Source organism: Streptomonospora sediminis (assembly GCF_054778995.1).
The window spans coordinates 1-13,069 of sequence record NZ_BAAGYZ010000010.1 but is presented as its reverse complement, the minus strand read 5'-3'; the positions used below and the strand labels follow the sequence as shown (position 1 = coordinate 13,069).

Genomic DNA, 13,069 nt, shown 5'->3' with positions numbered 1-13,069 from the left:
GAAGCACCTTTCGCATGTCCAGAGGGGTCTGCGGTCACGCCCGCCGTGAAAGCCCGAGGCTAGGGCGTACCCGTTGCGGTCGTCGCGGTGCCGCCGTCTACCGGGATGATGGTGCCCGTGAGGTAGGACCCGGCCCGGCTGGCGAGAAACACGGCGGTACCCGCCATGTCGTCGTCGCGGCCGAGCCGGCGCAGCGGGGTCGCCGCCGAGATCTTGTCGCCGATGGCATCGAGCGTGGCGTCCATCATCTGCGACGGAAACACTCCCGGTGCTACCGCGTTCACCGTGACATGCTGTGGGCCCAGTTCCCTGGCAAGCACTCTGGTGAGTTGATGGAGTGCCGCTTTGCTGCTGGCGTAGGAGTAGTTGGGCGCCTGGGCGACGTGGATGGCGGCGATACTGCCGATGTTGATGATCCGCGCGGGATCATCGGCGGTGGCCGCCCCGCGGAGTGCGGGGAGCAGCGCCTGCACCAGCCAGAACGGCGACTTGAGGTTGAGGTCGAGCACCGAGTCCCAGGCCGCTTCCGGGAACGTCGCCAGCGGCTCGCTCCGCATCGCTCCCGCGTTGTTGACAAGGATGTCCAGGTGTTCCGAGCCGGCCATGACAAGATCCGCGAGGCGCTGGCACTCGTCGTCCTGGACAGGTCGGCGGGGATAGCTTGCACGTCGCCGAATTCGGATAGCAGCTGCTGTGCCTCCGTGCACGCGTCTGCCTTGCGTGAGCTGATGACGACGCGGGCGCCCGCCTGAAGAAGGCCGCGCGCTATCATCATCCCAATGCCCCTGGTGCCGCCAGTGACAAGGGCGTGTTTCCCATTCAGATCGAAAAGTTCTGTGCGAGTGGTGAATCGGTTGTCCGCCATTGGTCTCCGTCCCTTCGTTCGTGGACGAAACCGCCGACATGGTCGCGCATTCGGGGCAGCTGAATTGAACCGATGGGGGTAAAGCTGCAGCGCGTCTCCATGGAGCGTTGCCGGCGCTTCCGACCCAACCAGGTTGACAGGCGTTCCGGACGTCGGGGAGACCCTTGTGATCCAGGTACTGCGATACCCCCTTTCCTGGCGCGCTGACCCCGGATCCACCGGCTTGAAGCGGGTGGATGGCAGCCATTCCGAGACTGACGGTGCAACATGGCCGGGGTGCCGCGAAGGTGCGGATAGGACCGCCGACCGCCGGCGCCGGTAAAGTAGAACCGGTTCTGGTACAAGTCAGGCCCCGGCATACGGTTCGCCGGGGCCTGACTCATGCCGCGAGCCTCACACGCCGCCGGTCTTCAACTCCTGGAGGAAGGCCGACCACTCCGTGGTGGGGAACTCCAAGTGTCCGGCGGCCCGGTGCTGGGTGTCGCGTACAGCGGCACCACCGGGCGCTTCGGCGACCTCGACGCATTCGTTGCGGGTCGCCGAGTAGCTCGACTTGTGGAACGTGAGTTGGTGGGGTTGGTTCCGGTACATCAGGCTTCCTACTTACTGGGGGCCATAGCGGGTCTCGAGTAGTTCGACCATACGGGCAACGGACGCTTCGGGATGCAGCGCCATCACCCGGATGTCATCCCAGGAATCCCGGTATGTCTCAACCTCCGGCGGCTCTTCCAAATACAAGCCGTCGGTTCGGTGTTCCAGGTAGACGATCGAGGGGTCTATGGGATTGGGGAAGTCCAAAAGCGTGAAGGCGCCGGATGTGCCTGGGTGAAGACCTACATCCAGCGGCAACACCTGGATCTTGACCGTGTTGGCCTCCTTGGATACACGGATCAACTTCTCAATCTGGTCGCGCATCACATCCCGGCCACCCGCCGGACGTAGGAGCACTGACTCATCGATCACCGCCCACAACCGCGGCGCGTCCTCGCCGGCCAGGATTTCTTGGCGTTCCATGCGAACCTCGGATGCCCGCTCGGTTGCTGCCGTGTCCTGGGTATGGACGGCGCGGTCGGAGGCGGCCGCATACTCGCGGGTTTGTAGCAGGCCCGGTATCACCATGGATTGATACGTCGAGATGACTGAGGCTTCGGCCTCGAAGCCGACGTACCCGTCTGTCAGTACGTCGTCATACTTCGCCCACCATCCTTTCTCCCGCGACTGTCGCGCCAGGGTGACGAGACCCTCGCGGAACTCTTCCTCGGCTCCATAGAGGTCGGCGAGTGCGCGCACGATTACGGGGTCCGGCCGCTTCCACTTGTTCAGTTCCATGTTGGTGAGCCGACCGCGTGACCACCCAAGGCGGTCGCCTACCTGCTCCGCCGTCATGTTGGCCTGTTCGCGCAACCTCTTCAATTCGGCGGATAGCCGCCGACGTCTCACGGTCGGGCTGTGCCTGTCCGCCACCCGCACTCCCTGCCTTGTCCAGCGCTGTCGTTCTGCGGCGATGGTAGATCACCCCTCGTGCCTAGGTCTCACACAGGAGTATTCCACGAATCAAAACTTTTGTATTGAAAGTCTGGGCAACTCTTGTCACTATGGGGTCATCAGAACCGCTGCGGCCTGACCAGCCGCCAACCCCCTTGGGGTGACCATGCGAACGCTGTCCAAAAAAGTCCGAAAACGGCGAGGCCACCTGCGCCGCCCGCCTCGTGTCGCTGCCCGGGTGCGCGGTTACGTGCGCCGGCCGCCGACGCCGCCCGCTCCTCCCACGCCCGTGCACCGGCGCTGCCCGGCCTGTGGCCAGTGCGCCGTCCAGCCCTCCGGTGACGGGCTCGACGATGTCCGTGCCGCGCTTGCCGGGCCGGTGCGGGAACTGCTCGCCGCCCGTCCTGACCTTGGGCATCGCGCGGGTGTCCCGGCTGGGACGCGGTGATGGCCGGCTCGTCCGCCTGGTCCGTTTCGTCCGCCTCTGCCGGCGGGGGCGGCGGTGATGTGACCCGGCTGTCGCTGCGCGATACCGCGCGGCTGGCCGAGGTCGCGGGGAAGATGCACGCGGCGATGTATGCGGCCTCCGACGACCAGCCGTTCCTGCGGGCGCTGCTGGCCGATGCGCTGGAAGGGGTCGACCGGGTGCGGGGCCGCTGTACCTGGGTGGCCGCCGCCCGCCCCTGGCCCGTTGAGGAACACCCGCGGCTGCCGCGGCAGGCACCGCCCGCGGCGGCCCCCGGCGGCGGCGACCCGCTCGCCGAGGACCGGAACCGGCACCAGGACCCGCACCAGAACCGGCAGGACCGGCAGCAAGGGCCGCTTACCAACCGCCCGCACTACGGCGGGGGTCCGCCAACGTGACCCGCGCCGCCTGAAGACCGGCCGCGGCCGTGGAGTGTGAGGGGCACGGCCGCGGCCCCTGTGCCGTGGTGGCGGAGCGGCTTGGGTGGGCCGCCCGCCGCCACGGACGACCACGCACGATCATGCAGAAATGCCGGGATCCAGAGCTGGATCCCGGCATTTCTGCATGATCATCGCCCCAGAGGGCGGCTCAGTACGACGAAACGTGCACGTGGTCGTAGTGGTTGGCCGTGATGCTGCCGCGGTCTTCCATCATCTCCCAGCCTGCGCCGGGGCTGGCGGAGTGCCAGATGCGCTGTTCCCAGATGATGTACATGACGCCCAGCCGGTCGGCGTTCGCTTGGGCGTATTCGGCGATCTGCTGGCCGAGCTGCTGGTTGGCCGCTGACGGTGCGGCGCCGCCCGCGCTCATCATGAAGTCGCAGGCCCGGCCGGAGCCGTGTTCGCCGGGGTCGCCGGGGCGCAGGCAGCCCACGGGGTAGGGCGCGCCGAACTCGCTGACGATCTCGTCGCGGATCGCGGCCATGCGCGGCGTGGCGCCGTCCCAGCCCGGGCCGATGGCGCTGTCGGGCACACTGCCGGTGCCGGGCCCACCGGACCCGGAGCCGGGGCCCTCGGGCACCTGCTCCTCCTCGTACTTCTCGATCTTGGCCAGCACGTCCTCGCGCTTGGACTCGAGTTCGTCGACGAGGTCCTTGGCCTCTTCCATCTCGGCGTCGGCCTTTTCGACGGCTTCCTTGCGCTTGTCGTGCAGTTCGATGAGGTCGGCGATCTGGTCGCCGTGGTTTGCCGATACCTGGCCGGCCAGCGACGCGTTGTCGAGCATGTCCTGCGGCTTGCTGCTCATCACCACTTCGATGGTGGGGTCGAGTCCGCTGCCCATGTACTGGGCGGCGGCCAGCCCGGCGACGTCCTCGCGGTTGTCCTTGAGGGTGTCCTCGACCTTCTTGAGCCGCTTCTGCGCCTTCTCGACGCCCTTCTTGGCGTCGTTGAACTGCACCAGTTCGGTGTCGTAGTCCTCTTCAAGCTTTTCGGCCCGCTTGTTGAGTTCCTCAAGGCTGGGCTCGCCGTCCTGCGGATCGGCGTACACCGAGGTCGCGGGCAGCAGCAGGGCCGCTGTGATGGCGAGGCCGGGCAGCAGGAGCGCGCGGCGGAGGTTCCGCAGCGGGCTGGTGGGTCCGGCCGGGCCGGAACTCGGCATTGGCTTTTGCAGGGGTCTGTGCATGAATTTCACCTGGTGTCTGGCGCGACCGTCCGGAGGGGCGCACGGGGACGCGGGGGCGGAAGGTGCAGGTGGTCCGCACGATGCTCAAGGAGACGATACGAGATCGCGTCGTTATATGCCTAGCGGTGCGCCGAGCCTACCCGGCGGACATCCGTGGCAGGTGCAAGGGCCCGCAGCGGTCCGAAGCGGCCTGTGCGGCGCGGCGCACACGGCAGCGGCGGCGCTGTGCTTCCTGGTCACAGCGCCGGCCACAATGCCGGCCACAGTGCTGCTCACAGTGTCCGACCGAAGATACCAGGGAGGGTCTACGACAATCCGCCCAGACCGCTGGGCAGGGACGTAGCGGGCGCCTGCGGCGCGGGTTGGTTGTCGAGGAACCACGACGAGCGCCGCACTGCGCGCATGGCCTCGCGCCGGGTGTCGCGGTCGAGGCGGTCGAGGTAGAGCATGCCGTTGAGGTGATCGGTCTCATGCTGCAGGCAGCGCGCCATCAGGCCCTCGCCCTCAACGGCGATGGGTTCGTTGCGCAGGTCGACACCGGTGACCACCGCGCGCATCGCGCGTCGGGTGGGAAACGCGAGTTCGGGCACTGACAGGCAGCCTTCGTCGCCCTCTTGGACCTCGTCGGAGAGTTCGGCGATCTCGGGGTTGATGACGTAGCCGATCCGGTCTTCGACGTTGTAGCTGAACACCCGCAGTCCCGACCCGATCTGGGTGGCGGCGACACCGGCGTGCCCGGGTTCGTCAACGGTGTCGAGGAGGTCGCGGACCAGGGCCTCGGTGTGCCGGCCGAACGAGGTGACGGGGGTGGTGGCGGTCACGAGGACGGGATCGCCGAACAGGACGATGGGGCGCTTGCTCATGGCCTCCAGAGTATCCGGATGCGCGTGCCCCCCGCGCTTTCGGTCCACAGCCCCGGGACCCGAGCCATGCGGGGCTCCGGCTCCGGCGCTTTGCGGCGGCGCGCCGGCGGCGGGACTGCGGCACCGGCTGCCGTGCGCAGTGCGCCGGCCCGGATACCGCCGCGGCACGCCGCCCCGGTGTCAGGCCGGCTGGGCGTTCAGGGAGTCGTCCAGGACCATTTCGATGTAGTCCAGTGCGGCCCGCCGGCGGTCCAGCGCGCTCTGGTACAGCGACGGCAGTCTGCTGCCCCGGCGCACCCGCAGGCACTCGTTGACGATGCGCTGCCAGCGCTCCGGGAACGCGTGCAGGGCGTACATGCCCGCGGCGGACTTCGAGGTGATCTCGCCGGTGCGCAGGGTGAAGTGCAGCCGGCTCACGCTCAGCACGCTCCATGACGGTGCCAGCGAGCCCAGCGCCGCCAGGCCGCGCGGGGTGACCAGGCGGCCGGCCTTGGCCCGCCAGCGCCGCCAGTGCTCGTCGAGGTTGCCGAAGGACCAGGCGCGCAGGCTGGCCGGGTTGTCCCACACGTCCAGCTCCACCGGCAGCGGGCCGCGTACCGTGACGCCGCGTTCGGCGAGGACGTGCCAGGTGACGGGGTTGACATCGGCGCCGGCGCGCGCCTTGAACCGGCCGCCGAGCACCGAGGCCACCGGCCCGCAGGCCGCGGGGTCGTCGGCGAGGTCCTCCCAGGTGACGTGGATGCCGTTGAACTGGGGGCCGGGGTTTTCGGAGCGGGTGCGCGCGTGGGCGCGGCGCAGCGCTTCGCAGTCGGCGGCGGTCGGGGTGCGGGGGGTGACCACCACGAAGTCGACGTCGCTGGCGTGGGGCCGGAAGTCGCCGAGCGCCACCGAACCGGTCAGATATAGGCCTTGGACCAGCCCTGGCGCCTCGCCGTCCACATTGCGCAAAAACGCCTGAGCCAGGGTCTGCACGCGCGGGTGGATCACCATGTGGTCTCCAGTCGTGGTCGTACCAGGTTGTGCGGTTTGCGGGTTCCGGGTTTCGGCCGCAGCCGGCGCATAGCGTGCGCAGTGCGGCCGCCGGGGGCGAGGCAAGGGCCGTCGGCGTCCGGATCCGGCCAACCGCTGCGCGGCCGACCGCTGGTCGCCCAAGGCCGGGCGGAGCGGATCGGCGAAGCATCTGACCAGGTCGCGTCCGTAATTCCATAGTCTGAGAGGCGTGGACGGCCGCTGGCAAGTCATCGCGCCGGATCCGCACCCTGCCCCCAGCGTTCGGGTGGTGCCACGGGTAGCCCGTGTGGTGGTGCCAGCACCCTTGTGTTCTTGAGTTGGCGTCTGTCCGTGCGGGCCCGGCTGAAACTTCCGCCCGAATGTACCCGGTGAGCGTGCCCGCCGCGGCGCCCGCGCTGCCGCCGTGCCCCCGTAGGGCCGGCGCCGGAAAACCGGCCGGCGCCGGCCCCTGCCGTGCGCCGTGCCCCGGCCGCCCGCCGCCCCGCGGCGGGGATTCTCCGGTGCTCGGGTCGGAATTGGCGCCTTTCTCCACGTGGCCGATTGTTTGCATTTGCATTTGCATGGGCACCGGACGTTAATGTCCGGGGCAATGGAAGTGCTCGCCCCGGTGCGGCCATTGCCGCCGGAACTGCGCCGCGCCATTTGCCCGCTGGGCCGACCTCTGTAGAGAAGCCGTCCGCAAGCCCGGCGCACGCGGGCGATCAGCGCTTTTGCCCACCCGGACCGCCGACCGCGGAGAAAATGGCGCGCCCGGCGGCCGCCCCTATGGAAAAACGGAACACCAACCGTTAACATCATATGTTGTATGAGCGTACGATCGGTCAGTATCTGCGAACCCGTCCCGGTGAAACATCGTTCCAAGGCGACCCGTTCCGAACTTTACCCTCGCTTTAGTGTGCTCATCCACGTTCTTGTCGCCTGTTTTTCCGCGCGTAACGCGAGGTCATTCGGGTGAAACCGCCGGTCCATAGGCTGCCGTACCAGGATCGGCGTTCTCGGCGATTTCAAGGAGATTGATATGGTGCCGACCATGGTGCTCGTTGCGGACGATTCGCAGGATACGGACCGCAAGGAAGCCTTCCGCGATCTGGCCGACGCCGTCGCACAGCGGGGCGAGGCCCCGGTCGTATCCGCATTCGGTTCGCACCGCGAGGTCCACCGGGCCGTCCACTCGGTCGAGGGGCCCATGGCCGTGATTCCGGCCTACCTCGCAGGCGGCGACTTCGCGAGTTCCAAAGTGTTTTCCGGGCTCGACCTCGGGGGCCGCCTCGACGCCTGCTCGACCGCGCCGCTGGGTGCGGTGCCCTCGATGGTCGCCGACCTCGCGAGCCGGCTGGCCGATTCCGCCTGGACCAGCGGCGACGGCGTTGTGCTGGCCGCCGACGGCAGCACCGGCCAGGACGAGCGCCAGGCCGTCACCGACGTCGCCCGGATGCTCAGCCGCCGGCTCGGCTCGCCGGTGCAGGTGGGCTACCTGCACTCCTGGGCTCCCTCGGTGAGCGACGCCGTCGAGCGGCTCCGGCGCAACGGCCGCGACCAGGTCGCCGTCGCCGCCTGGCGGCTGGTCGAGGACCGCGATTACGAGCGCCTGCACGAGATGGGCGCGGTCTCGGTCACGGCTCCGCTGTGGCCCTCCGAGATCGTGGTCGACAGCCTGCTGGCCCAGCACCGCGCCGCAAAGGCCCGGTTGGCGGCCTGATCCGGGCCGCTGGTGAGCCACTGCGCATTCCTCCCCGCCGCGCAGCGCGCCCGCGCCACCGTCCAGGCGCGGCGAGCGCTCAGCGGCGGGTGCGGGGCCGGGCGGCGCCATCGCCCGGCCCCGCACCGCCGGTGTCCCATCCCGCACCCAAGGGGGCCCCGGCCGTGTGCGGCACCGCACGATGCGGTAGCGTCATCATCCCGCTGCTGACCGTGACCGCCCCGGCGCGGCAGCAAGCCCTTAACTCGATGGCGAGTGGTCCTCCAGTGTTCCCCCAGGAGGTGACCGGCCACGGTGTGCGGTCCGCCGACCCGAGCCGCCGGTTGCGGTCCCCAGGCGCGCGTGCGATGCCGCCGCCGCATTGGCGTGCGATGCCGAGTTCACCCGATTCGTCCCGCGTGTCCTTGGACAAGGGGAGGAGTGCCGGTTGAGTGGGTAGGTCCGCCAGTGCGTCCCGCACCTCCAGCCGCGCGCCGAATACTCGGAGAGTGGTCACAGTTCGGTAACGCTAACCGCAGGTCCGGGGTCAGGCCGATGCACAAGGTGGGCTCATGAGTGACGTCACAGAGCAGTTGGTCGATGAAAAGCAGAGGAAGCGGCTGGTCGCGAGGTTCGGTTCCGGCGCGGTCGACTGGTTGGCGGGCCTGCCGGCACTCGTCGAGGAGCTGGCGGCCCAGTGGAAGCTCACCATCGACGGCCCGGCACCGCACGGCCGCACCTCGGTGGTGCTGTTCTGCCGCCGGGTCGACGGTACCCCCGCGATCCTCAAGGTCTCGCCCGATCCGGGGCTGGGGACCTCCGAGGCCCGTGTGCTGCGGCTGTGGGAGGAAACCGGCCGGGTACCCGCCGTCTGGGATGTCGACGCCGACCGCGGCGCCGTGCTCCTGGAGGCCATCGGCACCGGACGCACCGTCGCGCTGGTGGGCGAGCTGCCGGATATGGCCGACATCGCGGCGCTGATCGCCGACCTGCACGGGGTGGACGTCCCCTGCAACGAGCTGGGCGAACTGCACCCGCTGGACAGCCGGATGAACTTCCTCTTCGACATGTGGGAGCGCGAGCGCCAGAACGGGCCGGCCGCCGACGTGATCGCCACGTCGGTGCTGCACCGCGGCCACTCCCGCGCGCGCGACCTCTCCTACGGCGAAGAGGGGGTCGTGCCGCTGCACGGCGATCTGCACCCCGGCAACATCCTCTACGGCGGCTCCGAGCGCGGCCTGGTGGCGGTCGACCCCCGGGCCTGTGTCGGCGACGGCGCGTTCGACGCCGTCGACTGGGCGCTGTGGCAGGCCGAGAGCCTGGAGGAGGTCGACCGCCGCGTGGCCGTGCTGTCGGCGGGCATCGGTGTCCCCGGCGACCGGCTGCTGGCCTGGTGCCGCGCGTCCGCTCCGCTGCTGGCGGTGGCCCAGGCCAACCGCGGCCGCGACTCCACCGCGCACTTCGCCCTGCTCATGGAGCTGGCCACGGGCTGATCACCGTGCAGGCGGGCCGGCCGGACGCAACGGCCGGTGCCGCCGCCCGGCCGGGGCCGGCCATTGGCGGATGCTCCAGAGGCGGACCCGCCCCGACCCCGGCCCGGCCAAGCGGGCGAGCGGGCCGGCGGGCCGCCTCAGCCCTTTACGAACCGGTAGCCCATGCCCGCCTCGGTGATGAGGTACAGCGGGTGCGCCGGGTCGGGTTCGAGCTTGCGGCGCAGCTGCGCCATGTACACCCGCAGGTAGTTGGTCTCGCTCTGGTAGCTGGGCCCCCACACGTCGTGCAGTAGTTGGCGCTGGCTGACCAGCCGCCCGGCGTTGCGTGCGAGCACCTCCAGGATGTGCCACTCCGTGGGGGTGAGCCGCACCTCCTCGGTGCCGCGCATCACCCGCTTGGCGCCAAGGTCGACGGTGAACGCGCCGGTGGCGACCACCGGCGCCTCCTCGACGTGCATGGAGCGGCGCTGGGCCGCGCGGATGCGGGCCATCAGCTCGTCCATGCCGAACGGCTTGGTGACGTAGTCGTCGGCGCCGGAGTCGAGGGACCGCACCTTTTCGCTGGCGGAGTGGCGCGCGGAGAGCACGATGATCGGGACCGAGGTCCAGCCGCGCAGCCCTTCGATGACCTCGCCGCCCTCCATGTCGGGCAGCCCGAGGTCGAGCAGTACCACATCGGGCTGGTTCTTGGCGGCGGCCTGCAGCGCGGCGGCGCCGTCGAAGGCGGTGTCGACGTCGTAGCCGCGCGCCCGCAGGTTGATCCGCATGGCGCGGATGATCTGCGCGTCGTCGTCGACGACCAGGATCCGCATCGTCACACCTCGGTCTCAGGGGCGGCGCCGTCCGGCGCGGGTGGGGAGCCGGCGGGGGGCTGGGGGGCGGCGCCGTGCGCTGTGGGCGGTGCCTGTCCGCTGCGCGCAGGGTCGGCCGTGGTGCTGTGCAATGTGAACACCATGGTGAGGCCGCCGCCCGGGGTGTCCTCGGCCACCAGGCTACCGTCCATCGCCTCGGTGAAGCCGCGCGCCACGGCCAGGCCCAGCCCGATCCCGGTGCCGCGCGGCGCGTCGCCGAGCCGCTGGAAGGCCTCGAAGATGCGGTCCTTGTGCTCGTCGGGCACGCCGGTGCCGTGGTCGGCGACCCGGAGTTCGACGGTGTCGCCCAGGGCGCTGGCCGACAGCCGGATGGGCGGCCGCCCCGCCGGGTTGTGCCGGGCCGCGTTCTGCACGACGTTGGCCACCGCGCGCTCCAGCAGCCCGGTGTCGGCGCGCACCCGCGGCAGGTTGTCGGGCACGTCCACGCACACGGTGTGCGGCGGGATCCCGATCAGCGTGGCCGGGACGACCTCTTCCAGGCCCACGGCGCGGATCTTCGGCTGGACGGTGTCGGTCTGCAGCCGGCTCATGTCCAGCAGGTTGTCGACCAGGCTGTTCAGCCGGTCGGTGGATTCCTCGATGTTCTCCAGCAGTTCGCCGCGGTCTTCCTCGGCGAGTTCGATGTCGACCGAGCGGAGGCTGGAAACGCTCGCCTTGATCGAGGTCAGCGGGGTGCGCAGGTCGTGGGAGACCGCTGCCAGCAGCGCGGTGCGGATCTTGTTGCGGGCCGCCTGGCGCTTGGCCTCGGCGGCGTCGTGGGCGAGGCGCTGGCGCTCCAGCGCGATGCCGATGTGGGTGGCAAAGGCGCTGAGGATGCGGCGGTCGGCGGCGGGCAGCATGTGGCCGCGCAGCGCCAGCGCGAGGGAGTCGGTGACCGAGACCAGGGCGTCGGCCTGGTCGGGGGAGTCGCACGGGGCCTCGCCCACGCACTCCACCCGGGTCCACTCGCCGGAGTCCTCCTGGCGCAGCAGCGCCACCGAGCGCTGCCCGAAGGTTTCGCGGATGCGCCGCAGCAGGGCCGGCAGCGGTTCCTGGCCGTCGATGACGCTGCCTGCGAGCAGGCTCAGGGTGCTGGCCTCGGCCTTGGAGCGGCTGGCCTGCAGCGCCCGGCGTTTGGCGAGGTCGACGACGAACGCCACCAGCACCCCGACCAGCACGAACACCGCCAACGCCAGCCCGTTGTCGGGCCGTTCGATGGCCAGCCCGTAGCGCGGCGGGGTGAACAGCAGGTCCAGTAGCAGCGTGCTCCACACCGCGCTGACCAGGGCGGGCCACAGCCCGCCGACCAAGGCGGCGGCGATGGTCGAGACGAGGAACAGCAGCACGTGCGTTGTCAGCCCGGCGCTTTCGGGCGCCGGCAGTAGCAGCGTGGCGGCCAGCACCATCGGACCCAGCAGGCCGATGACCCAGCCCCACGCCCGCCGGGCGCGGCCCAGGCTGCCCGCCAGCGGGGGGAGCAGGTTGCGCCCGCGCCCGACCTCCTCGTGGGTGACGATGTGCACGTCGATGTCGCCGGATTCGCGCGCCACGGTGGCCCCGACACCGGGCCCGAACATGTACTGCCAGGCGCGCCGCCGCGAGGACCCCAGCACGATCTGGGTGGCGTTGACCCCGCGGGCGAACTCCAGCAGCGCGGTGGGGATGTCGTCGCCGATGACCTGGTGGTAGGTGCCGCCCAGCTCGGCCAGGAGTTGGCGCTGGTCGGCGATCACATCGGGCAGCGGGTGGGCCAGGCCGTCGCTGGCGACCACGTGCACGGCCATCAGGTGGCTGGGCTGGGGGCGGCCGCCGCGCGAGCGGGCGGCCACGCGCGCGGCGCGGCGGAGCAGGGTCTCGCCTTCGGGTCCGCCGGTCAGCGCGACCACGACGCGTTCGCGGGCCTCCCAGGTCTGGCGGATCTTGTGTTCGCCGCGGTAGAGGGCCAGGCCTTCGTCGACGCGGTCGGCGACCCACAGCAGGGCCAGTTCGCGCAGCGCGGTGAGGTTGCCTTCGCGGAAGTAGCTGGAGAGGGCGGCGTCGATCTTCTCGGCGGGGTAGATGTTGCCGTGCGACATCCGGCGGCGCAGCGCGTGCGGCGACATGTCGCACAGCTCGATCTGGTCGGCGCGCCGCACGATCTGGTCGGGGATGGTCTCGTGCTGGCGCACCCCGGTGATCTGCTGCACGACGTCGTTGAGCGATTCGACGTGCTGGATGTTCAGGGTGCTGATGACGTCGATGCCGGCGTTGAGGAGTTCGTCGACGTCCTGCCACCGCTTGGCGTTGCGGGTTCCGGGAACGTTGGTGTGGGCGAGATCGTCGACGACGGCGACCTTCGGGGCGCGCCCCAGCGCGGTGTCGAGGTCGAGCTCGCCGGGGCCGGACCCGCCAACGGGCGGCAGCCGCGGCAGGACCTCGAAGCCGTCGAGCAGTTCGGCGGTGCGCGGCCGGTCGCGGGTCTCTACCAGGGCCGCGACAACGTCGGTGCCGCGCTCGCGGCGCCGTTGCGCCTCGCTGAGCGCAGCGTAGGTCTTGCCAACGCCGGGGGCGGCGCCTAGATAGATGCGGAGCTTGCCACGTGCCACGCTTCCATTGTGGGCGAACCTGCCGGGTAAGCGAAGCAGGTGCTGCCCGTGAACACTTGGTGGCCTCCGATTCCGCCTTGTTTTGGGCAATGCCGGGAAGTTAGGGCGGTGGATCCATTGTCAAGGCGTGCCAGAACGCGGTCACGGGC

10 protein-coding genes and 1 pseudogene are annotated in these 13,069 nt (G+C 70.2%); 3 read left to right on the top strand and 8 right to left on the bottom strand.

Annotated elements, in window-relative coordinates; all coding sequences use genetic code 11:
* Positions 1-59 precede the first annotated feature (59 nt).
* The 3 genes and pseudogenes from ACYVD5_RS03590 to ACYVD5_RS03580 form a co-directional block, all read right to left on the bottom strand.
* Positions 60-772 (bottom strand): annotated as a pseudogene (locus tag ACYVD5_RS03590) (SDR family oxidoreductase).
* Positions 773-1,258: 486 nt separating this feature from the next.
* Positions 1,259-1,456 (bottom strand): DUF397 domain-containing protein, encoded by a 198-nt coding sequence (locus ACYVD5_RS03585; protein WP_460999432.1) that lies wholly within the window; start codon positions 1,454-1,456, stop codon positions 1,259-1,261.
* A gap of 12 nt (positions 1,457-1,468) precedes the next feature.
* Positions 1,469-2,305: a helix-turn-helix domain-containing protein gene (locus tag ACYVD5_RS03580; protein WP_460999433.1), complete on the bottom strand. Its 837-nt coding sequence runs from the start codon at positions 2,303-2,305 to the stop codon at positions 1,469-1,471.
* A 492-nt stretch (positions 2,306-2,797) separates the two neighbouring features.
* Here ACYVD5_RS03580 and ACYVD5_RS03575 point away from each other — a divergent pair, with 492 nt between their 5' ends.
* Positions 2,798-3,214 (top strand): hypothetical protein, encoded by a 417-nt coding sequence (locus tag ACYVD5_RS03575; RefSeq protein ID WP_460999431.1) that lies wholly within the window; start codon positions 2,798-2,800, stop codon positions 3,212-3,214.
* Between the two features lie 190 nt (positions 3,215-3,404).
* On the opposite strand, the gene ACYVD5_RS03570 is transcribed toward ACYVD5_RS03575, so the two are convergent.
* The 3 genes from ACYVD5_RS03570 to ACYVD5_RS03560 form a co-directional block, all read right to left on the bottom strand.
* Positions 3,405-4,415, bottom strand: a complete 1,011-nt coding sequence (locus ACYVD5_RS03570) for a coiled-coil domain-containing protein (protein WP_460999430.1) — start codon at positions 4,413-4,415, stop codon at positions 3,405-3,407.
* A gap of 329 nt (positions 4,416-4,744) precedes the next feature.
* The gene (gene def / locus ACYVD5_RS03565) at positions 4,745-5,302 is read right to left on the bottom strand and encodes a peptide deformylase (RefSeq protein ID WP_460999429.1); all 558 of its coding nucleotides are present in this window, start codon (positions 5,300-5,302) and stop codon (positions 4,745-4,747) included.
* Positions 5,303-5,482: 180 nt separating this feature from the next.
* On the bottom strand, positions 5,483-6,292 hold the full coding sequence (locus ACYVD5_RS03560; protein ID WP_460999428.1) for a nucleotidyltransferase domain-containing protein: 810 nt from the start codon (positions 6,290-6,292) through the stop codon (positions 5,483-5,485).
* Between the two features lie 1,039 nt (positions 6,293-7,331).
* Between ACYVD5_RS03560 and ACYVD5_RS03555 the strand changes: the two genes are divergently transcribed.
* Positions 7,332-8,012 (top strand): sirohydrochlorin chelatase, encoded by a 681-nt coding sequence (locus tag ACYVD5_RS03555; RefSeq protein WP_460999427.1) that lies wholly within the window; start codon positions 7,332-7,334, stop codon positions 8,010-8,012.
* 551 nt (positions 8,013-8,563) lie between these two features.
* Positions 8,564-9,484 carry an aminoglycoside phosphotransferase family protein gene (locus ACYVD5_RS03550; protein ID WP_460999426.1) on the top strand — a complete coding sequence of 307 codons (921 nt, stop codon included), beginning with the start codon at positions 8,564-8,566 and terminating at the stop codon, positions 9,482-9,484.
* Positions 9,485-9,621: 137 nt separating this feature from the next.
* Here the strand turns inward: ACYVD5_RS03550 and ACYVD5_RS03545 are convergent, their stop codons facing one another.
* Together ACYVD5_RS03545 and ACYVD5_RS03540 are read right to left on the bottom strand one after the other, a co-directional pair.
* Complete coding sequence (locus ACYVD5_RS03545; protein WP_460999425.1) at positions 9,622-10,296, bottom strand: response regulator; 675 nt, start codon at positions 10,294-10,296, stop codon at positions 9,622-9,624.
* A gap of 2 nt (positions 10,297-10,298) precedes the next feature.
* Positions 10,299-12,920 (bottom strand): ATP-binding protein, encoded by a 2,622-nt coding sequence (locus tag ACYVD5_RS03540; RefSeq protein WP_460999424.1) that lies wholly within the window; start codon positions 12,918-12,920, stop codon positions 10,299-10,301.
* Positions 12,921-13,069: the final 149 nt, after the last annotated feature.

What these genes read in the sequence shown, in the direction of transcription:
- def (WP_460999429.1), bottom strand. Translation starts at nt 5,302, where the DNA reads ATGAGCAAGCGCCCCATCGTCCTGTTCGGCGATCCCGTCCTCGTGACC.
- ACYVD5_RS03585 (WP_460999432.1), bottom strand. Translation starts at nt 1,456, where the DNA reads ATGTACCGGAACCAACCCCACCAACTCACGTTCCACAAGTCGAGCTAC.
- ACYVD5_RS03550 (WP_460999426.1), top strand. Translation starts at nt 8,564, where the DNA reads ATGAGTGACGTCACAGAGCAGTTGGTCGATGAAAAGCAGAGGAAGCGG.
- ACYVD5_RS03575 (WP_460999431.1), top strand. Translation starts at nt 2,798, where the DNA reads ATGGCCGGCTCGTCCGCCTGGTCCGTTTCGTCCGCCTCTGCCGGCGGG.
- ACYVD5_RS03555 (WP_460999427.1), top strand. Translation starts at nt 7,332, where the DNA reads ATGGTGCCGACCATGGTGCTCGTTGCGGACGATTCGCAGGATACGGAC.
- ACYVD5_RS03560 (WP_460999428.1), bottom strand. Translation starts at nt 6,292, where the DNA reads ATGGTGATCCACCCGCGCGTGCAGACCCTGGCTCAGGCGTTTTTGCGC.
- ACYVD5_RS03570 (WP_460999430.1), bottom strand. Translation starts at nt 4,415, where the DNA reads ATGCCGAGTTCCGGCCCGGCCGGACCCACCAGCCCGCTGCGGAACCTC.
- ACYVD5_RS03545 (WP_460999425.1), bottom strand. Translation starts at nt 10,296, where the DNA reads ATGCGGATCCTGGTCGTCGACGACGACGCGCAGATCATCCGCGCCATG.